Here is a 21,680-nt window from a genome sequence, read left to right on the forward strand (position 1 = left end):
ATTAAAAATAACGTGGTGTAACAATTTTCTTTCCTTTATAAGTAAAAGTATATCCTAATGCAATCTCGTGTGAACCCTGTGAATACTTTTGGATTTTAGTTAAAGCGTAATCATACGAATAAGAGAAAACAAATTGAGGACCTAATTGAACGCCAAGCAAAATTGAAGCATCAGAGTTACTTCGGTAAGACAATCCTGCCCAAATCATTTCTTTTATTAAAAAGTTCGCATTAATGTCAAATTCAACCGGTGCATTTTGTACGGCTTTTACCATTAATTGCCCTTTTAGTTTTAAGCTTTCAGCTAAATCAAATAGGCGACCTACAGTTAAATAATAATGGAATTTGGAAGGATCCATTTTTACAATTTTAGTAGCATTACCTGAAGCATCAAATAAAACACGATCATCAATCATACGAGGAATGGAAATGCCTGCATACATTTTTTTATCACTCCAATAAGCGCCGAAACCAAAATTTGGTGCTAACATACTCGGTGAGTTTTGTGAAAGCTGAATGTCACCTGACTCTGTTGTTTTTAACTCGGAAAACTTATTTACCTGGTTGTGAATACCACCCATTAAACCTAATGCCAAATTACTGTTGGCGCTTGTTTTAATGCGGTACGCATAGCTTAAATAAACTAAATTACGGTTAAGTACTCCGATCTTTTCATTCAGGAAGCTTAATCCAATACCCATTTTATTTCCCATCATTGGTCCGTGCATGGAGAATGTAGTTGTTATTGGTCTTCCCGGAAAATTAAGCCATTGCTGACGATGTAAGGCTGTTGCTGATAAAGCATCGCGACTGCCGGCATAGCCCGGATTGATAAACATTTCGTTAAACATGTACTGTGTAAACATGGCATCGTATTGTGCCTTGGTGTCCACAACGTTAGTTAACAAAAGTAAACCAACACATGCTGCTTTGATGATATTTTTACTTGCTTTCATATTTTTAAATATCTTTTTTATTAATACTGTAATACAACAAATCCATTGACAGGTTTTATGTCACCATTCTTGAACTCAAGAATGTAATAGTAAGTTCCTTGAGGTAATTTTTGATTGCCTAAAGTTCCGTTAACGTTTGGCGTACCGTTCCATGTATTATCATAATTATCTTTTACGTAAACTTTATTACCCCAACGGTTAAATACGGTTAAGGTGGCTTCCTTACCTTTTAAACCTTTAATAACGAATAAGTCGTTTTTACCATCGTCATCCGGTGTGAAACCTTCAGGGATGAATAACTCAGTATCTTCAATAATTAATACGGTTGGTTTATTGTCAACCGGCTCGTTCCAAACACCATTACTATTCGTGTCAGGATTGTTGCCTGAATTAGAAGTGTCACTAACGGCTACCGAATTACTGCCAAGTGCGGATCCGATGGCGTAGTTACTGATTACGGTCACAGTATCAGGGAATACATTAATTGTGAAGATAATGTTACTTGTTGTGCCAGGTGCCATTACGCTGCTTGCCGGTATGATCAGATTCGCATCTGAGTTTCCGTTGTAAGCACTGTTGGCAGTTAAGCTACCTGATGCAGTTGGACCACTCTTGATTGTGTAAGTAGCAGGATTTTTAATAGTGGTTCCGAATAAACTATCCTTCACTACAACATTCTTCAATGTATCGTTTCCTAGATTATGAACAGTAATTGTGTAAGTAATATCGTAACTGCCATCGCCTAACGGACCATTTAAACTTCCTTCTTTTGTTAATCCAAAGAATTGGAATGGAGCTAAGTTTAAAGGAGTAGGAACGTTGTTGTTAGTAGGATCTCCGTCTAAGTCAGGATCTGTATCTAATCCAACTTGAGATGAGTCTGTAACAATTGTTGAAGCTGTTCCACCAACAGCCGCACCTAGAACACTGTTGTTAAATGTTCCGAATACGCCATTTGGAATCACATTAACAGTAAACACAATTGTGTCTGTTTGTCCGATTGGTAATACACTGGTCAATGTATTTGTTAAGGCTGTTGAAGTAGATCCGTTAAATGCAGGGTCTATTGTTAAACTCGAACCTGTGCTTGTAATTACCGGTGCCGAAACTACGGAGAATGCAGTCGGTGCGGGGAAGGTAGCACTTAAATTCTCAGTCAATAATACATTGTTTAATTGAGAAAACCCGGTGTTCTTCACTACTACTTTATAAGCTACGTCGTAAGAACCATTCGCGTTTAAGGTAGTTGAGCTTACAGCTTTAGCAATTCCTAATGAGTTGTTTACTGAGCAATCAATTGGAATTAATACTAATGTAGTGTCTTTGAAGCATCCGTTAATGCCAAATATTCTTATTGTATACGGTGTGTTTACTAATGGATTCGATAATGTATTTGTAATAATTCCGGATACAGGTATAACTGTTGCAGTTGCATAACTTGCGGTTCCTGTATATGTAACACCTGCAACAAAATCATATTTATCCGTGATTACAAAGTTTCCTAAAGTTATTGTTCCATCGTTGTTGGTTACAGAGCCGGTACAAGTTGCAGGAGTGATAGTTGCAGTAACAGGTACAAACGTATCTGTAATAGCTGCTACCGAATCTAATTTGGTACAACCTGATAATGGATCAAATGCGTTTACATAATACCAACCACCTGTTGTTACTGTGAAGCTAGTCGCGTTTGAAGTAAAGCTTGATGGGCCGGTCCAGGTATAGGTTACACCACTCACAGTTGAAGTAACTGCAATTGTAACTGTATTACTTAAACAGGTGATTGTTCCCGTTGAAGTTAATGTTAAAGTTGGACCAGCTGTGTTAGTAGCAACTGATGTAGTTGCTGTAGTTATACAACCGTTAGATAAATCGGTTACAGATAAAGTATAAACGCCACCTGCAGTAATTCCGGTTGGATTTTGCACGTTAGACGTATATGAAGCAGGGCCGTTCCAGAAGTAGCTAATGTTCGTAGAAGTGGAAACTCCGGTTAAACTTGCGGTAGTTGTTAAGCAAGTAATTGTACCGGTGCTGCTTGCTACTACGCCAGCAGGACTTGGAGAAACATTGATTGTTACAAATGCAGTGTCAGGCGAACAACTTCCATTTACACCGATTACAGAATAAGTAGTGGTTGTTGTTGGCGTAACAACTACAGTAGCTCCTGTTAATCCTCCGGGAATCCAAGTGTAAGACAATGCGCCTGCAGATGTCAACGTAGCACTGTATCCGCTACACAATGTATTGCTTGAAGCTACAGCGGTAACAGTTGGGTTAGTTAATACGCTAACTGTAATTATCGCATTAGATGTACATCCAAATGAATTTGTACCATCAACAGTATAAGTTGTAGTTACAGTTGGAGATACTACAGTTGTAGAACCGCTAAGTGCACCAGGATTCCATGTATACGTTGATGCGCCATTTGCAGTCAATGTTACGTTTCCTACAACACAAATTGAAGTAGGCGTTGCGCTTGCTGTAATTGTAGGTGTATTAACCACAAGTGATAGGGTTCCTGAATTTGAACAACCATTTACGTCAGTACCACTTATCGTATAAGTTGTAGTTAAAGTTGGATTTACAACAACTGTTGTTCCTGTTAATGAGCCAGGCATCCACGAATAAGTTAAAGCACCTGATCCGGTTAAGGTAGCTGAAGCGCCACTACAAATTGCAGTTGGTGAACTAACTGCCGTAACTGTAGGTAAGGTGTTAACCGTTAGAGAAACAGTTCCTGTGTTTGTACAAGCGCCATTACTTCCTGTTACAGTATAAATAGTTGTAGAAGTTGGTGTAACAACAACTGATGTTCCTGTTAAGGTACCAGGCATCCATGTATAAGTGGTAGCGCCGTTTCCTGTTAAGGTAGCCGAGCTTCCGGCACAAACTGCTGTAGCTGAACCAACAGCTGATACAGTTGGGATGTTTAATACGTTAAGAGTGATTGTTCCTGCTCCTGTACAACCTAAAGTATTTGTACCTGCAATTGTATAGGTAGTTGTAACAGTAGGATTCACCACTGCAGTACTTCCTGTTGTTGCAATTGGTAACCAGGTATAAGTGTTAGCACCAGACGCGGTAAGTGTTGCCGTTCCGCCAATACAAATTGAAGTTGGAGATGCAATAGCTGTAATTGTCGGTGTATTTACATTAACCAGTACGGTTCTTGTTCCTGCGCAAATGCCTCCATTTGTTCCGGTTACTGTATAAATTGTTGTAACGGTAGGAGAGGCAACTACTGTTCCTCCGGTAACCGCCATTGGCATCCAAGTATAGGAAGTAGCTCCTGTAGCCGTTAAAGTTGTTAATCCGCCGGCACATAATATTGTTGGGCTTGCCGTTGCATTGATCGTTGGAGATGGAAGAACAGTTATGCTAATTGTTCTTGTATTTGTACAAGATCCATTAGCTCCTGAAACAGTATAAGTAGTATTCACACTTGGGGTTACTACAACTGTTCCGCCAGATAATGCACCGGGCTGCCATGTGTAAGTAGTAGCACCGGTTGCCGTTAGAGTAGCAGATGTTCCACCACATATTGTACTTGATGAACTTGCAACAGTAACAGTAGGAGTTGTGGTTACATTAACAGTTACTGTTTTTGTACCAATACAACCCGCGGCGTTAATTCCACTTACGGTATAAGTTGTTGTGGTGCTCGGACTAACTATCGCGTTACTTCCTGTTGTAGCAATCGGCATCCATGTATATGTTAAAGCACCGCTTGCTGTAAGTGTTGCTGTGCTGCCGCTACAAATAGTAGTTGGAGTAGCAGTTGCATTTATAGTTGGGGTGTTTACGTTTAAAAGTACGGTTCGGGTAGCATTACATAAGCCGCCGTTGTTTCCGGTCACCGTATAGATAGTTGTAGCGGTAGGACTGGCAACAACTGTAGCTCCAGTTAATGAACCAGGCATCCATGTATATGTTGTAGCGCCACTTGCGGATAATGTTGTTTGACCTCCTGCACAAATTGTTGTAGGAGAAGCAATCGCAGTAATAGTAGGCGAAGGTAAAACAGTAATACTAATTGTTTGCGTATTAAAGCAATTTCCATTCGCTCCGCGAACAGTATAGGTTGTACTTGTTGTTGGAGTAACAACAACAGTTCCTCCTGTTAGTGGTCCTGGTGTCCAAGTATAGTTCGTTGCGCCGGTAGCAGTTAAGGTAGCTGATGTTCCTGAACATAAGGTGCTAGAAGAAGTAGAAGCTACCACTGTAGGAGTTGTGTTAACGATTAAATTAACAGTGCGTGTTGTAGTACATCCTGCACCGTTAGCTGCAGTAACAGAATAAACCGTAGTAACACTTGGAGAAACAATCACTGTGTTTCCTGTAACTGCCGGCGGCATCCAGGTATAACTTAAAGGTGGTCCGAATGCGAATGCAACTAAAGTGGCAGTTGAACCACTACACATTGCAGTTGGATTAGCAACAGCGTTAAAGTTTGGACCTGCAATAACATTTATAGTATATGTTCTTGTTGCGCTACATCCCGCGGCAGAAGTTCCGGTAACTGTATATATAGTTGTTACTGTTGGAGAAACTGCAACAGCAGAACCTGTTAAACTTCCCGGCATCCAGGTATATGATGAAGCACCGTTAGCTGTAAGGGTAGTTGTAGTGAAGCGACAGATTGTTGTAGTAGGGCTACTAACCGTTATGGTTGGATTAGGATTAACGTTTAGGGTAATTGTACGAGTAACTGCACAAGCACCGTTAGCACCGGTTAATGTATAAGTAGTAGATACAGTAGGAGTCACAACAACAGTTGAGCTGGTAGAACCTCCCGGTATCCAAGTATAATTAGTAGCACCAAACGCAGTTAAGGTAGCACTGTTTCCAATACAAAGAGCAGTTGGTGTACTGGTTGCGAATAGAGTTGGAGTAGGGTTTGCAATAATTGAAACCGTTCCCGTTGAACTACAGATTCCGTTACTGCCGGTTACTGTATATGTTGTGTTACCTGTAGGAGTTACAACCACAGGATTTGTAGTTAAGTTGCCCGGATTCCATGTGTATGATGATGCGCCCACAGCACTCAGCGTAATAGTGTCTCCAATACAAATATTCGTTCTGCTTGCGCTTGCTAACACGGTAGGCCCTGTAAATACAGTAATATCAATGGTGTTAGTTCCTACACAAGAGCCATTAGAACCTGTTAAGGTATAGGTTGTGTTTGTAGTTGGTGTAATAACTATACTCGATGTGGTTAATGAACCCGGCATCCATGTATAAGTGGTAGCACCGCTTCCTGTTAAGGTTGCAGAGTTGCCAGAGCAAACAGCTGTTGAAGTAGCTGCAATGTTTATTGTTGGAATTGGAGCCACAGTTACAGTTAATGTGCGCGTGTTGCTACAAGTTCCGATGGCACCTCTAACAGTATAGGTAGTGGTCGTACCAGGAGTAACTGTTACAGTTGAGCCATTTAATCCGCCCGGATTCCAAGTATATGATGCAGCCCCTGATGCAGTTAATGTTGCTGTACCTGTTCCGCAAATCAAAGTCGGACTTCCAGAAGCTGTAACGGTTGGAGTAGGATTTACAATTAATGAAAGCGTAGTGCTTGATGAACAAGTTCCATTTGTTCCTATTAAAGTATATGTTGTGTTTGAAGTAGGACTCACAACAACGCTTGATGTTGTGAAACCTCCAGGATTCCAAGTGTAGCTGGTTGCACCACTAGCAGAAAGCGTAGCGCTTTGTCCTGAACAAATTGCAGTTGAACTGGAAGTGGCAACCAAAGTTGGGTTTGGATTAACTGTTAAAGAAACCGTATTTGTATTGGTACAATTTCCGTTGGCTCCTGTTACAGTATATATTGTTGTAGCGGTTGGGGTAACTACAATAGTGCCTCCGGTTACATTTCCAGGTAACCAAGTATAAGTGGTAGCGCCGGTAACTGTTAGTGTTGCTGAATTTCCTGCACAAACTGCGGTTGGTGAACTTGCAGCGGAAATTGTTGGTGTGGTTGTTACCACTAAATTAACTGTTGTGTTAGAACTACAGAATCCGTTAAAGCCGGTTACAGTGTAAATAGTAGTTGATGCCGGAGTTACTGTAACTGTTCCGCCAGATAAAGATCCTGGCATCCAAGTGTACGAAGTTGCACCGCTCGCGCTTAAAGTTGAACTTGTGCCTGAACAAATATTTGTTGGTGATGCAGAAGCTGTAACAGTAGGATTGTTATTTACTGTAATAGTAATCGTATTAGTTGAAGTACATCCTGTGTTATCTCCGGTAACTGTATAAGTTGTGGTGATTGTAGGCGATACGGCTACTAAACTTCCGGTTAAACTTCCCGGCATCCATGAATAGGTTGTGGCGCCGCTTGCAGTTAACGATGAAGTACTTCCAACGCATATCGATGATGAAGAAGCAGTGATGTTAACGGTAGGTGTCGGACTAACAGTTACAGTTAATGTTGTATTATTTGAACAGCCTAATGCGTCAACACCTCTTACAGAGTAGGTGGTAGTTGCACCCGGACTCACAACTGCCGGATTCGTTAATATTGTACCAGGATTCCAAGTATAGGAAACAGCACCTGAGGCAGTCAATGTTGTTGTGACTCCTAAGCAAATTCCGGAAGGAGAAGCGGTAGCTGTTATTGTTGGTCGTGGGTTAACTGTAATTGTGATCGTATTGGTTCCTGAACAGCTTCCGCTCGTACCTGTAACAGTATAAGTAGTTGTTAGGGTAGGGTTCACAACCGTTAGAGAACCAGTTAATGCACCCGGATTCCAAGTATATGTTGTAGCGCCTGTTGCAGTTAATGAAACAGATTGGCCGGCGCAGATTGTATTCGAAGAAGCTGATGCTAAAACTGTAGGAGTTGTGTTTACGGTAAGAGAAACAGTTCTTGTGTTGGTACAAGAACCATTCGCGCCGGTAACTGTATAAACAGTTGTTGAAGATGGACTCACTGTTGTTGTGGCTCCGCTTAATCCTCCCGGATTCCAAGTATAAGTTGTTGCGCCGCTTGAAGAAAGTGTTGCGGTTTGACCCGAACATATAGCTGTAGGCGATGAAGTAGCTGTTATGGTAGGAGTTGTAGTAACTGTTACAGTCACAACAGCTGTATTAGAACATGAACCGGTTAATCCGGTTACTGTATAAGAAGTAGTAGTTGTTGGACTTACTGTTATAGTACCACCGGTTAAAGAGCCTGGATTCCATGTATAAGAAGTTGCTCCAGTTACCGTTAAGGTACTTGAGTTGCCGGAACAAATGCTGGATGAGCTGGCGCTTGCTACTAATGTAGGAGTGCTGCCAACCGTTACTGAAATAGTTTCTGTATCAATACAAGTTCCATTGGCGCCGGTAACTGTATATGTTGTAGGTACTGCCGGAGAAACAACAACTGCGCTTCCTGTTAGAGAGCCCGGCATCCATGTATATGTAGTTGCACCTGTTGCTGTTAGGGTAGCGTTATTTCCACTACAAACTGTTGTTGCGGTACTGCTTACGTTAACGGTAGGAGTGGTGTTAACCGTTAGATTAACAGTGCGTGTAACCGAACAACTACCACTGGATCCGGTTACAGAATATACTGTTGTTGAAGTAGGATTCACAACAATGGAAGAAGTGGTTAAAGAACCCGGCATCCAAGTATAGCTTGTAGCACCACTTGCAGATAAGGTAGAAGAAGCTCCTGAACAGATTGAAGTTGGAGAGGCAGTCGCAATAACTGTTGGTGATGGATTAACAGTAATAGTTATTGTTTCTGTATCAGTACAAGAACCGTTAGCTCCTGTTAAAGTATAAGTTGTTGTAGATGCCGGAGAAACAGAAACGTTGGCACCTGTTAAAGAGCCGGGATTCCATGTATAAGTTGTAGCTCCACTCGCACTTAAAGTGGTTGAGTTGCCGCTACAAATAATTAATGAGCTGGCAGAAGCAGCTACGGTAGGTGTTGTTACTACGTTTACGGTTATAGTGCGACTTGATGAACAACCTGCAGCACTTGTTCCGTTAACTGTATATGTTGTTGTTACACCCGGTGTAACTGTTACGGCCGATCCTGTTAATCCTCCTGGGTTCCAGGTATAGGTTGATGCGCCAGATGCACTCAACGCAACTGTAGCACCACTACCTGAACAAATTGATGTTGGCGTAGCTGTAGCATTAATTGTTGGTGTCGGATTTACTAATAAGGTTACAGTTCTGGTATTTGTACAACCGCCATTTGATCCGGTTACTGAATAAGTTGTGGTAATAGTTGGCGAAACAGATACGTTAGCACCGGTTAAAGAACCCGGCATCCATGTATAGGTGGTTGCGCCTGATGCCGATAAAGTAGCGCTGCTTCCTGCACAAATTACTGTTGGAGAAACAGAAGCTGTAACTGTAGGAGTGCTGTTAACCGTTAGAGAAATAGTACGCGTATTAGTACACGATCCATTAGATCCTGTAACGGTATATACCGTTGTTACAGTTGGCGAAACTGAAACGTTAGCACCGGTTAAAGAACCCGGCATCCAAGTATAAGTAGTAGCGCCTGTTGCGGATAATGTTGCCGTACTTCCAACGCAAATGGCAGTTGGACTACTTGTGGCGTTAACAGTTGGAGTTGTGTTGACTACTAACTGAAGTGTGCGTGTTCCGGTACAGGATAAAGTGTTCGATCCAATTACTGTATATGTGGTGGTTGATGATGGAGAAACTACCACTGCGCTACCTGTTAATGCACCGGGATTCCATGTATAGGTTGATGCGCCGGAAGCTGTTAAGGTGGCGCTTCCGCCAACGCAAATTGAGGTTGGAGAACTCAATGCTGTAATCGTTGGTGTTGGTCCAACCGGAATGGTTAATGTGGTTTGTCCTATACATCCACCGGTTGAACCGAGAATCGTATAGGTCGTGGTTGTCGTAGGACTCAATGCAACTACACCTCCCGCTATTCCGCCGGGATTCCACGTATAAGTTAATGCACCGGTGGCGACTGCGTTTGCAGAGTTGCCCGGACAAATTGTTCCCGAAAGATTAAACGCATTAATAGTAGGGGCTGTGCCGACCGTTATACCAATGGTTGTTGATGCTGTACAAGCTCCGCTTAATCCGAATAAAGTATAAGTTGTGCTTACTGTAGGTGAAACCGCTAAAGTTGAACCCGTAAAGTTTCCGGATGGAGTCTGCCATGTATAGGATGTGGCACCTGAACCGGTTAATGTTACAGATCCTGGAGCACAAAAAGTACTGGAAGAAGCAGATGCAGTAACAGTAGGATTCCCAACCACTACTTGAACAGTTGATGTTCTTGTTCCTCCGCAATAATTTAATGATGCAGTATAGGTACTGGTAGTGGTCGGACATGGCGCGGCTGTTAATCCGGATGCGGTGAATCCACCGGGGCCTGCCCAGTTAACGCTAAAGCTTGGTGCAGCTGTTGGAACAAATCGCCATGATTCGTTAATAGCGGTCCATGCAGTTAATGTATTACGAGTAGGTGGTGCAGTAAATACTGTAGCATTGGCGTTTTGAATACCAATTAATCCGCGACCATTATTCCATGACATACACGCGGTACTGTTTACAATGTTTACAGCTATTTGATTAGAACCTTCATAAAGAGCAATCTGAAAAGAAGAAACCGGAGATCCGCATGAAAATAAAGTGACACCACTCCAATAAACAACGAAAGCGCGGCATGGCGCAACACCTGTCGTATAAGTACGAACAACTCCTCCCGGAAATGGATCATAATCGCGATAAGCACCACAAATCGTTCTACCAGGATGCTCAACAAGATTCGGGAGAATTTGGGTTGTAACCCATGATTCAAACGTATTAGCTCGGGAAAGATCAAAAGTAATTTCTCCATTCGATCCAACACATAATTTTTTATAGGTTTGTCCGTAAAAACAGAAGTCAAAACCAATACTGATAGAATCACTCCACAAATCATCAGAAGACGTTGCAAAAACGTTGGAACCTCCAACATAAGGATGGGTTGAATAACTTACCGAGGCAACAGAATAACTGGTAGTAGCATTACCCGGCGCCACAACGCTGGCTGTTAAGTTAGCACAGTTGCCCGAGCAAACGGTGGTTGACGGACCGGTTGCAACTTGAGCGTTAATACTTGGGTTAATACATTGAGAAGCTCCAAATTTTGGAAGCAAAAGAAGCAACACAAAAAATAAAAAATAAAACTTAAAAAAACGATTCATAGCGACTATGATTTAAATGAAATAAATGCTTTTATTTTAGGCGAGTTTCAAGATTGTCAAAAAGGTGTGGGTCTTTTGTGTTAAGTGCTTTTACTTTTTGATTTTCAGTATTGCTCAGGTAAGTATCCGCTTCGTTAATAGGTTGTGGAGATTGGAAGAATTTTCTTTCTTTCTCAGTAAAAATCAAATATTCAAGAGATGTTTTTGAATTAGTTTTTAGAAAGTCTGTACATTTTTTTCTTATTGCAAACGCTAAATCGGCACTTTTTTTAGGATCGGTTTCGAACGACGCAACCGAAGCTATTTGAAGCATTAACAATTCCTTAATTGTTGTTTCTGCAGCTACGTCAGTTAAATTAATACCGTGCTTTTGAACACTTCGAATGGCAATGTCATTCTCGTTTATAAATGATTTCAGAATAGAAGCATCCTGAGATTTAAGGTTAAAAGCAAAAACCAGAAAAAAACCGGTTGTAAAAAACTGCACTAACTTCTTCATATTTAAAAAATAGAATGCAAAAATTAACATTTTTTTGTTAATAAAAAAATTAAACAAGGGAAGTAAAGTATTAAATAAATTGCCTGAATTACAAATTACTGATATTTAGGTGCATAGGTTGTTTTTAGAACCAGAATAAATTAGGGAAGTGTACCATATAAAGGTTGATTTGTTGCGTCGGGGTCTAAAAGATAGGTTTAGCCAATAAATTTTAATTCGTATAATGTCTAAAAACTTAGCGTTATTTTAATTGTACATTTGCGGTTTATGAGCAATATTATTTCCCTTTTACCCGATCATGTAGCTAATCAGATTGCAGCCGGTGAGGTCGTGCAACGACCGGCTTCGGTGGTTAAGGAATTGCTCGAAAATGCCATAGATGCCGGTGCTACCCAAATAAAACTCATTGTAAAAGATGCCGGTAAAAGCCTTATTCAGGTTATTGATAACGGAAAGGGAATGAGTCCTTTTGATGCGCGTTTATGTTTTGAGCGGCATGCTACGTCTAAAATTAAGAATGCTGATGACCTTTTTAATATTCATACTAAAGGATTTAGAGGTGAAGCCTTGGCTAGTATTGCTGCTGTTGCTCAAGTTGAACTTAAAACCCGCCAACAACTGGATGCTGTTGCGCAGTTAATCGAAATCGACGGCGGAAAATTTGTTCAGCAAAGTGAATGTCAGGCGCCGGTTGGTACTTCATTCAGCATTAAGAATTTGTTTTTTAATATTCCGGCACGACGAAATTTTTTAAAGGAAGATAGCACCGAACTCCGTCATATCATTGAAGAATTTGAACGTGTTGCGCTACCACATTACAACATTCATTTTATATTATACAGTAATAATAATGAGTTGTTTAATTTACCGGCTGCAGGTTTAATTCAACGCATCATGGGATTATTTAGTCATAATCTCAATCAAAAGTTAGTTCCAATTGAGCAAAGTACAGATGTGGTGAAAATTTCGGGCTATGTTGGAAAACCGGAAACAGCCAAAAAGAAAAGAGGCGAACAATACTTTTTTGTAAATAACCGATTTATAAAAAGTCCGTATTTAAACCATGCAGTTTATGAAGCTTACCGCGAGTTAATTGCAAGTGATGCTCACCCGACGTATTATATTTTTTTAGAGGTAGATCCTAAAACAATTGATGTAAATATTCATCCTACAAAAACAGAAATTAAATTTATCGACGATAAAACTATTTATGCTTTATTACACAGTTCAGTGAAACGTGCCTTGGGTAAAGCGAATGTAGGACCAAGTTTGGATTTTGAAGCGGAGATGAGTTTTAATCTCGATGCGCCAACACATAACAAAACAATTACGCAACCAACCGTGAGTGTTAATCCGGACTATAATCCATTTAAAACAAAATCCTTTTCCGGTGGTAATTCATCTGTAAATACTTCCAATAAAAAAAATTGGGAAGCCTTGTACGACGGATTTAAAAATTCAAATGAAGAGTTACCCGAACAAACCACATTTAGCAATGAAACGGCCGAATTGAATAATGAAACAGTAATCTATAAAGCGTTTCAGTTGTCGGGTAAATATATTGTAACATCATTCGGACAAAACGCTGTGTTGATTGATCAACAAAGAGCGCACGAACGCATTTTATACGAGCATTTCCTGAATATTAAAGAACAAAATCCTAACTCCGTTCAACAAATGTTGTTTCCTATTCACATGGAGTTAAGTAATAACGATTTTGTTTTAATACAAGGATTAAAATCTGAGTTTAATGTTTTGGGTTTCGATTTGGAGCCATTCGGGAAAAACAATATTGTCATTAACGGAACGCCGGCAGAATTAGGCGAGCTAAATGCCCAACAAATGATTGAAGGTATTTTAGAAAGTTACAAGCTTAATTTGCTCGATAAAAAAATTGACATGCACGATAATTTATGCCGCGCTTTAGCAAAAAACACGTGCATTAAATACGGAAAGTTTCTTGACGATACAGAAATGCAAACCATCATTTCACATCTGTTGAATTGTAACGAACCTTTGTACAGTCCTAATGGAAAACCGGTGATGATGGAAGTTGAAAAGGAAGAAATTGAAAAGTTTTTTAAACGGTAATTATGATTTATTCTCAAGAATTCAGGCCGCGTAGTTTTAATACGCTTCCGCCTGTCATAAAAAATCTGCTTTTCATTAATATTTTAATGTTTATTGCCACTCAGGTTTTTCGTGAGAGTTTAGGAATTGATTTGGTTAAGATACTTGGATTGCATTTCATCACCGCGCCCGATTTCAAACCTTATCAATTCGTTACTTATTTATTTATGCACGGTAATTTAGCGCACTTGTTCTTTAATATGTTCGCGGTGTGGATGTTTGGTTCAATTCTTGAAAATGTATGGGGACAAAAACGTTTTTTGATTTATTATTTAATTACAGGATTTGGCGCCGGATTAATTCAATACCTTGTTTTTTATCTTCAAATGGCACCCTTTCTGGATACTTTAAATTTGGTGCAGAGCAATTTAACGGTTAATACTTTCGAAGAGTTGGTTAATACATCAAGTTTTCAAAGTAAATTCTCATATGAGTTCATGTTTCAGTATGATGCATTTGCCCGCGAGTATAATATAGCTCTACAGGATAATCCGGCTAAAGCTTTGAGTTTAGCCTCTCAGTTTTTAATTGATTTCAAACACCAATATTTGAATTCTCATGTTGTAATCGGAGCATCAGGTTCTCTTTTCGGAATTTTGATAGCTTTTGGTATGTTATTCCCGAATACGATGATAAGTCTTTACTTTATTTTTCCTGTTAAAGCTAAGTGGTTTGTAATAGGATATGGTGCTATGGAACTGTTTAGGGGAATATCTAATAATCCTGGCGACAACGTAGCCCATTTTGCACATTTAGGCGGAATGTTATTTGGTTTCATTATGATCATGATTTGGAAAAAGAACCGTAACCACTTTTATTAATGACTTTTTGGAGCAACATAAAAAGCACCTTCGAACAGCAGAGTAAATTAACGGTACTAATTGTACTGAATGTCGCTATTTTTCTCACTGTAAATTTAGGTATACACATTGCGCACATTAATCTGCTCCCTTATTTAGGACTTAACGCAATTGCCGAGGAGTTTATCTATAAATTCTGGACTTTATTCACTTATATGTTTACTCATGAAGGCTTGATGCATGTTGTGTATAATTTGATCTTATTATTCTTTTCCGGACAAATTTTTTATTCCATCCTTGGCGAAAAAAGGCTTATATATGTTTATATAATGAGCGGTTTAGCCGGCGGATTAATCTTTATGCTTTTAGGTTTCTTGGCACCCGAAGCGTTATTTGGACATATTCTAATTGGTGCCTCAGCCGCTGTCATGGGAGTTGTTGCAGTGGTTGCCATTTACGCCCCTAACTTGCCGGTTAATGTGTTTATGCTGATAGAAATTCCGTATAAGTACTTCGCAATTATCGTATTTGTCTTAAGCACTTTAATTGATTTTTCGATTAATACCGGCGGAAAAATTTCTCACATCGGCGGTGCTTTATTTGGCTTGTTTTATGGATATTCTCTAAAAAAAGGCAACGATTTATTCAATCTTTCTGTCTTCAAAAGGAGCAATAAAAATCTAAAAGTTGTGCATCGGTCTCAGCAAACTAGCACGAAATCAGGACAATCCGATGAAGCAGCGCTCAACAAACTTTTAGATAAGATTTCTAAAAGTGGATACGACAGCTTAACCAAGCAGGAAAGAGACGAATTATTTAAGCTATCCAACAAAAAATAGCTTTTGATATTAAAAGTTTTTTTCTAATTTAATACCCCCTTTATGAGGAAGAGAACTTTATATATCATTCTGGTTTTATTTGGATTTTCACTTTCTGTTTTCAGTCAGCAAGGTAAGGCCGATGTAGAAGATGCTGATGAGCATTATAAGCATGGCAATTACATTATGGCTTTGCCAATTTATCGAGATATTTTAAAGAAAGAAAAAAACAATCGCAAGGTTCAGTTTAAACTGGCCATGTGTTATTTAAATACCAATTACAATCGTACCGAAGCGATCAAACATTTGGAATCAATTACTGAAGATCCCAAGTGTGATGAAGAGGCTTGGTTTCAATTAGGTCGCGCTTATCACCAAGCAGGAAAGGTAGATGATGCAATCATAGCATTTAATAAATTTAAGCAATTAGCTCCTAAAAAATTTGTGGAAGAGGTTGCACGAAATTTAGAGATGTGCAACAACGCGAAGATTTTTATGGAGAATCCGGTAAATGTTGCGTTTACGAATTTAGGTAAGGAAATTAATTCTGAAGATCCGGATTATTATCCATTCGTAAGTTCTGATGAAACATTTATGGTGTTTACTTCACGTCGCAAAGAAAATATAGGCGGAAAGAAAGTGGAGGTTGACGGCTATCATCCAAGTGATATTTGGTTTAGTAAAGTGGAAGCCGGTAAATGGACCAAAGCAACAAATCCCGGAAACATTATTAATGGTGCTTTAGATGAACAAGCTGTTTGGATGAAGCCGGATGGTTCTGAAATGATGGTCTATTTAGATCACATCGAAAAATTTGGTGATTTGTATCTATCGAAAAGAAATGCCGGTGGTGATTTCATGAAATGGAAACCATTACCAAATGCAGAATTGATTAATGAAAAAATTGAAACATCCGGTTGTTTTGGTCCGGATGGTAACGTTATCTTTTTTGCGCGCCGCGACAAAGTAGAATCTAAAAACGATATTTATTCATGCCGTAAATTACCAAACGGTAAATGGGGTATGCCTTACAAATTACCGGATGAAATTAATACACCTTATAATGAGGATTTCCCTTCACTTTCTCCGGATGGTTTAACGCTGTATTTTGCATCTGAAGGACATAACAGCATGGGTGGTTATGATTTGTTTAAATCAACTTATAATCCGGAAAACAATACTTGGAGTAAAGCTGTGAATTTGGGTTTTCCAATCAATTCAACGACGGATGATAGAAGCATTAGTATTACTTCCGATAACCGTGCCGCTTATATTAGCACGTGGAGACCGGGAAGTTTTGGTGATTTAGATATTTACCGAATTCGTTTTAACGACAACGAACAAATCGTTAGGATTTTTACCGGAAAAATTTCGTTAAGCGATACTATTTATAAACGTACTTCAACGATTGTAACTATCATTGCAAAAAACGTTGCCAATAACGAAGAGTTTACTTTTGTGCCTAATTCTAAAACAGGAAAATATGTTGTGGCTTTAGGTGCGGGAACGTATAAATTGTCTATTCATGCAATCGGCTACGAAGTTTTAACCGAAGAGATGGTTATTTCCGATATCGGAAAAATTGAAATTGAGAAAAATGATAAGAATTACGTCCTCACGCGAAAGGCCAAAAAGTAGCTTGGGTAGGTTAATTAAAATATCGCTTTTATTCTTTTATTCTTTTACTGTTTTTTCTTTCAATCCTCCTGCAGTAAAAATCCCTCCTTATGCTTATCAAATTGCGTTGCTGAAATATAATGGCGGTGGTGACTGGTACTCAAATCTTGAGACGTCTTTACCAAATTTAATTAAGTTCTGTAATGAGAATTTAAAAACCAACATAAATCCCGAACAAGCCATCGTGGAAGTCGGAAGTCAGGAAATTTTTAATTATCCCTTCGTACACATGACCGGTCATGGCAATGTTATTTTTTCAACGCAGGAAGCTGAAAATTTACGTAATTATTTATTGGCCGGTGGATTTTTACACATTAGTGATAATTACGGCATGGATCAATTCGTGCGTACGCAAATGAAAAAAGTATTTCCCGAATTGGATTTTATCGAATTACCATTCAATCACCCAATCTATCATCAGAAATTTAGTTTTGATAAGGGTCTTCCTAAAATTCATGAGCATGACGACAAAGCACCAAAGGGATTTGGATTAATTTATAATGGTCGTCTCGTTTGCTTTTATGATGTGGAGTGTGACTTGGGTGATGGTTGGGAAAGTTTCGAAGTGCACAAGGATAGTGAGGAAACACGACAAAAAGCACTCAAGATGGGCGCCAATATAATTTCTTACGCCTTTACGCTTAAGAATTAACCCGCTCATGTCGTTAATAATCCGTCAGCCATTTTCTCAAAATATATTTATGATAAGCTGTAACTTTAGCTTTGGTTAAAACGTTGTATGTAGGATGCGCCAATTTTTTAAGATTTTATTTTTCTTTGCTGTAGTTATTGGGCACGCTCAATCTTATACACTTTCCGGTAAGCTTACCGATTCGAAAGGCGCTGCATTGCCATTTGCTTCAGTTATCATTAAAGGAACTACTATTGGCACGAATAGTAATGCCAACGGATTATTCACCTTAAGATTAAATAAAGGGTCTTACGAAATTATTTTTCAATCCATCGGTTACAAAAAAGTAATCAAGACTGTGGAGATGAATTCCGATCTCACTTTAAACATTGTTTTGCCGGCAGATAATTACGAATTAAAAGAAGTTCAGATTAAAGCTGGTGAAGATCCGGCTTACGAAGTGATACGTCAAGCTATTAAGAAAAGAAAGTTTTACCTTAATCAAATCAATTCATATACCTGTCGCGCTTACATTAAAGGTTTGCAGCGTTTAAATGAAATTCCAAAAAATCTTGGTAAGCTTTTAAAAATCACCATGGGCGAAAATCCTATCGACTCCTCCATGCTCGGTGTTATATATTTAAGTGAGAGCGAGAGTAAGTACCATTACCGTAAACCGTCGGACGAAAAAGAAATTATGTACTCCAGTAAAGTGAGCGGCGATAACAAAGCGTTTAGTTTTAATCAGCTTAGCGATATGAAATTTAATTTTTACGAAAATTTGGTTTCGATTGACGGCTTGAGCGACCGACCATTTATTTCACCTATTAACGAAAACGCATTTTTATCCTACCGCTATAAATTGCTTGGAACTATGTTCGAAGATGGTAAGATGATTAATAAAATTGAAGTGATTCCAAAACGGAAAACAGATCCTTGTTTTCATGGTGTTATTTACATAGTTGAGAATACCTGGCGTATTCATAGTGCCGATATGTATTTAACCAAGGATGCCAAAATAGATTTTGTAGATACACTTGAAATAAAACAATTACACGCTCCGGTGCGCGGTGATAGTATATGGATGCCGGTATCTTTTAATTTCGGATTTAAGTTTAAGTTTTTAGGTTTCAGAGGTAACGGTTATTACAATGCAGTCGTTTCAGATTATGAGATTAATCCAACCTTCCCTAAAAAGTTTTTCAAAAATGAAATTTTAAAAGTGGAAGATGATGCTAATAAGAAAGATACTTCTTATTGGAAAGATAACCGTCCTATTCCTCTAACAAAGGAAGAAATAGATGATTATAGAAAGAAAGACAGTATATCTAAAGTTACTGGATCAAAGCAGTACAAAGATTCGGTTGATAAACAGTTTAATAAGTTTAAAATTCAATCATTGATTCTCGGTTATAATTACCGGAACACATTTAAGAAAATTAATTTTAGTACTACAGGCTTACTTACCAGTGGTGTTCAATATAACACAGTAGAAGGCGTTAATGCCAGCATGAATTTTAATTTTTCAAAGGAATACGAAAACTTTAAGAATCATACTATTTCTGCGAGTATACGTTATGGATTTACCAATTTGTTGTGGGGAGGAAAAGTAGGCTGGAGTTATTTGCAGGATCCGCGCAAGTTTCAGCAGTTTGCTGTATATGCTCAATCAATGGTAAATCAGTTTAATGGTTCTAATCCGATTTCGGAATCCATGAACTCCATTTACTCCTTGTACTTAAACGATAACTTCATGAAGTTGTATAAGAAAACGTCTTTGCAGCTTTATTACAGACGAGAATTAATTAATGGTCTTTATTTTTACGGAACAATTGAATATGCAGAGCGCGCTCCATTACGAAACACATCTGATTTATTAATCAAGGATAACACAGAGAAATTATTTACCAGCAACGATCCTTTGCACATAACTTCCGATGACTCATCTTTTACCGTAAACAATTCTTTGGTGGTTGATTTGGTTTTCAGAATCCGTTTTAAACAAAAATATTATACAGTTCCTTATCGTAAAGTTATTTCCGGTTCTAAATATCCGCGCATTAATATTGGGTATAAAAAAGCAATACCGGGTTTAAATACTTCAGCCGATTATGATTTAGCAAGTATTCAAATGGATGATAACATTCAGTTAGGGTTGTTTGGAACGTTCTCATATCGCGCTATGGCGGGTTACTTCCTCAATAATAAAACCATGTACTTTATGGATTACAAACACTTTAATGGTAATCAAACGGTATTGGCCAACCAAAGTTATTTGAGTTCATTTAAATTATTGCCATACTATACCTATAGTACAAAAAATTGGTTTGCCGAAGCGCATGGCGAACACCACTTTAACGGATTTATCTTTAATAAAATCCCTTTGCTAAAAAAGGCGCGTATACAAGAAGTGGTTGGCGGACATGTTTTATTTAATGATAAAATGGATCAGTATTACGAATTGAATTTTGGTATCGAAAAAATATTGCAAATCATTCGTTTTGATTATGCATTGGGTTACGGACCATACGGTAAATTTAATCACGGGTTCTTAATAGGAATTGACGCAGAATTTTAATTAACGTGTCACTTCGTCCCGATAGCTATCGGGAGGAGTTGAGAAGTGAATAAAATACAAATAAGGTCTCGACTACGCTCGATCTGACAAAAAGAAGAATATGAAAAAACTATTTTTATTAATTATTACAGTATTGACTTTGAAGGCAAAGGCAATCGACTATCCAATAAAATCGACTGTATTGGATAACGGATTAAAAGTAATTGTGTGTGAGAAAAACACCAATCAAATGGCACAAGTGGAAGTTTGGTATCGTGTTGGAAGTAAAGACGAGTGGGATGGAGTACGCGGCATGGCTCACATGTTCGAACACATGATGTTTAGAGGTTCAAAGAATTTTAGCGGCGAAGGTGATATTTACATCAAACTCATTGAAAAGATGGGAGGAAATGTAAATGCCTATACCACTTTTGACAGAACAGTTTATCACCAAGAAGTGCAATCGCAACATGTAGATAAGGTTTTGGAAATGGAAGCCGATCGCATGGCGAATTTAATTTTAGACCAAAAAGTATTGGATACCGAGCGTGAAGTCGTTGGTGAAGAGTTGAGGTTAGGTCAGAATAATTGGTATCAGCGAATGATGTCGGAGCGATACAAATATTTATATCCTAAGAACCATCCTTACCAAATTGATGTGATTGGAAATCTAAATGAAATTACAGCGTTTACAACAAAACAATGTCAGGATTTCTATGATAAGTATTACAGTCCTAATAATGCTTTCATTGTTGTTACCGGTAATGTAAAAGCAGAAGATGTTTTTGCTTATGCTAAAAAACATTTTGGGAGCATCAAAAAACAATTGCCGTTAAACGATAAAAAGCCGGAGCCGGATATTTTTAATCACGTTATTGAAAAGGAAGAAATGTCGGTGGATTTTCCGGTGCAAATTTATTCTTATATCATTCCATCACCGGCATTCGGACATAAAGACTATTATGCGTTTAATTTATTAACGGAATTATTATTTAGTAATTCAAATTCATTAGTAAATACAAGCGTAGTAAGTGAAGGGAATCTTGCTTACCAGATTGTTCCTTCAGCCGATGAATCTAGAATGTATAATAACTACGCCACATTTGATGTGGTAATGCAAGCCGCCATGGGAAATGCGAAAGTGAAAAAGGTTATTAATAAAGAAATTAACGACATTATAGTGGATGGTCCGGAGCAAGAAATAATCGATAACTATATTTCAAACTTGGAGGCACAAGAAGCATTTGCCAAGTACTCGAACAACAGTATTGCTTATGAATTGGGTTTCGCCGAATATTATTATGAAGATTATACTAAGTACAATGCTAAAATGGAGGCGTATAAAAAGATAAAGGCAGATGATTTAAAAATTATCGCGCAAACGTATTTTAATCCCGAGAAACTGAAAGTTATTAATATCAAACCTATAATGGAATAA

General features: G+C 38.6%; 10 protein-coding genes. 7 read left to right on the forward strand and 3 right to left on the reverse strand.

Annotation, left to right across the window (positions count from 1 at the left end; genetic code table 11):
- Nucleotide 1 precedes the first annotated feature (1 nt).
- From J0L69_05750 to J0L69_05760, 3 genes are read right to left on the reverse strand one after another with little or no spacing between them, the layout of a single operon-like run.
- Nucleotides 2–955 carry a type IX secretion system membrane protein PorP/SprF gene (locus tag J0L69_05750; protein MBN8692679.1) on the reverse strand — a complete coding sequence of 318 codons (954 nt, stop codon included), beginning with the start codon at nucleotides 953–955 and terminating at the stop codon, nucleotides 2–4.
- A 20-nt stretch (nucleotides 956–975) separates the two neighbouring features.
- The gene (locus J0L69_05755) at nucleotides 976–11,130 is read right to left on the reverse strand and encodes a gliding motility-associated C-terminal domain-containing protein (protein MBN8692680.1); all 10,155 of its coding nucleotides are present in this window, start codon (nucleotides 11,128–11,130) and stop codon (nucleotides 976–978) included.
- Nucleotides 11,131–11,161: 31 nt separating this feature from the next.
- On the reverse strand, nucleotides 11,162–11,629 hold the full coding sequence (locus tag J0L69_05760) for a hypothetical protein (GenBank protein MBN8692681.1): 468 nt from the start codon (nucleotides 11,627–11,629) through the stop codon (nucleotides 11,162–11,164).
- A 267-nt stretch (nucleotides 11,630–11,896) separates the two neighbouring features.
- Here J0L69_05760 and mutL point away from each other — a divergent pair, with 267 nt between their 5' ends.
- From mutL to J0L69_05795, 7 genes are all read left to right on the forward strand, one after another.
- A complete protein-coding gene (mutL, locus tag J0L69_05765) occupies nucleotides 11,897–13,720 on the forward strand; it encodes a DNA mismatch repair endonuclease MutL (protein MBN8692682.1) in 1,824 nt (607 codons plus the stop codon).
- Between the two features lie 2 nt (nucleotides 13,721–13,722).
- Nucleotides 13,723–14,580, forward strand: a complete 858-nt coding sequence (locus tag J0L69_05770) for a rhomboid family intramembrane serine protease (protein ID MBN8692683.1) — start codon at nucleotides 13,723–13,725, stop codon at nucleotides 14,578–14,580.
- On the forward strand, nucleotides 14,580–15,398 hold the full coding sequence (locus J0L69_05775; protein MBN8692684.1) for a rhomboid family intramembrane serine protease: 819 nt from the start codon (nucleotides 14,580–14,582) through the stop codon (nucleotides 15,396–15,398). The genes J0L69_05770 and J0L69_05775 overlap by 1 nt, the downstream gene beginning before the upstream one ends.
- Before the next feature lie 42 nt (nucleotides 15,399–15,440).
- On the forward strand, nucleotides 15,441–17,015 hold the full coding sequence (locus J0L69_05780) for a PD40 domain-containing protein (protein ID MBN8692685.1): 1,575 nt from the start codon (nucleotides 15,441–15,443) through the stop codon (nucleotides 17,013–17,015).
- Nucleotides 16,975–17,706 (forward strand): DUF4159 domain-containing protein, encoded by a 732-nt coding sequence (locus J0L69_05785; GenBank protein MBN8692686.1) that lies wholly within the window; start codon nucleotides 16,975–16,977, stop codon nucleotides 17,704–17,706. Before J0L69_05780 ends, J0L69_05785 begins: the two co-directional genes overlap by 41 nt.
- Nucleotides 17,707–17,800: 94 nt before the next feature.
- On the forward strand, nucleotides 17,801–20,263 hold the full coding sequence (locus J0L69_05790) for a carboxypeptidase-like regulatory domain-containing protein (protein ID MBN8692687.1): 2,463 nt from the start codon (nucleotides 17,801–17,803) through the stop codon (nucleotides 20,261–20,263).
- Between the two features lie 100 nt (nucleotides 20,264–20,363).
- Nucleotides 20,364–21,680: an insulinase family protein gene (locus J0L69_05795; GenBank protein ID MBN8692688.1), complete on the forward strand. Its 1,317-nt coding sequence runs from the start codon at nucleotides 20,364–20,366 to the stop codon at nucleotides 21,678–21,680.

This window comes from Bacteroidota bacterium (genome assembly GCA_017303905.1).
Classification (GTDB): domain Bacteria; phylum Bacteroidota; class Bacteroidia; order B-17B0; family Aurantibacillaceae; genus JAHEYG01.

Excerpts from the sequence above, each read along its gene's own strand:
- J0L69_05750 (MBN8692679.1), bottom strand. The coding sequence starts at position 955 with ATGAAAGCAAGTAAAAATATCATCAAAGCAGCATGTGTTGGTTTACTT.
- J0L69_05755 (MBN8692680.1), bottom strand. The coding sequence starts at position 11,130 with ATGAATCGTTTTTTTAAGTTTTATTTTTTATTTTTTGTGTTGCTTCTT.
- J0L69_05760 (MBN8692681.1), bottom strand. The coding sequence starts at position 11,629 with ATGAAGAAGTTAGTGCAGTTTTTTACAACCGGTTTTTTTCTGGTTTTT.
- mutL (MBN8692682.1), top strand. The coding sequence starts at position 11,897 with ATGAGCAATATTATTTCCCTTTTACCCGATCATGTAGCTAATCAGATT.
- J0L69_05770 (MBN8692683.1), top strand. The coding sequence starts at position 13,723 with ATGATTTATTCTCAAGAATTCAGGCCGCGTAGTTTTAATACGCTTCCG.
- J0L69_05775 (MBN8692684.1), top strand. The coding sequence starts at position 14,580 with ATGACTTTTTGGAGCAACATAAAAAGCACCTTCGAACAGCAGAGTAAA.
- J0L69_05780 (MBN8692685.1), top strand. The coding sequence starts at position 15,441 with ATGAGGAAGAGAACTTTATATATCATTCTGGTTTTATTTGGATTTTCA.
- J0L69_05785 (MBN8692686.1), top strand. The coding sequence starts at position 16,975 with ATGATAAGAATTACGTCCTCACGCGAAAGGCCAAAAAGTAGCTTGGGT.
- J0L69_05790 (MBN8692687.1), top strand. The coding sequence starts at position 17,801 with ATGCGCCAATTTTTTAAGATTTTATTTTTCTTTGCTGTAGTTATTGGG.
- J0L69_05795 (MBN8692688.1), top strand. The coding sequence starts at position 20,364 with ATGAAAAAACTATTTTTATTAATTATTACAGTATTGACTTTGAAGGCA.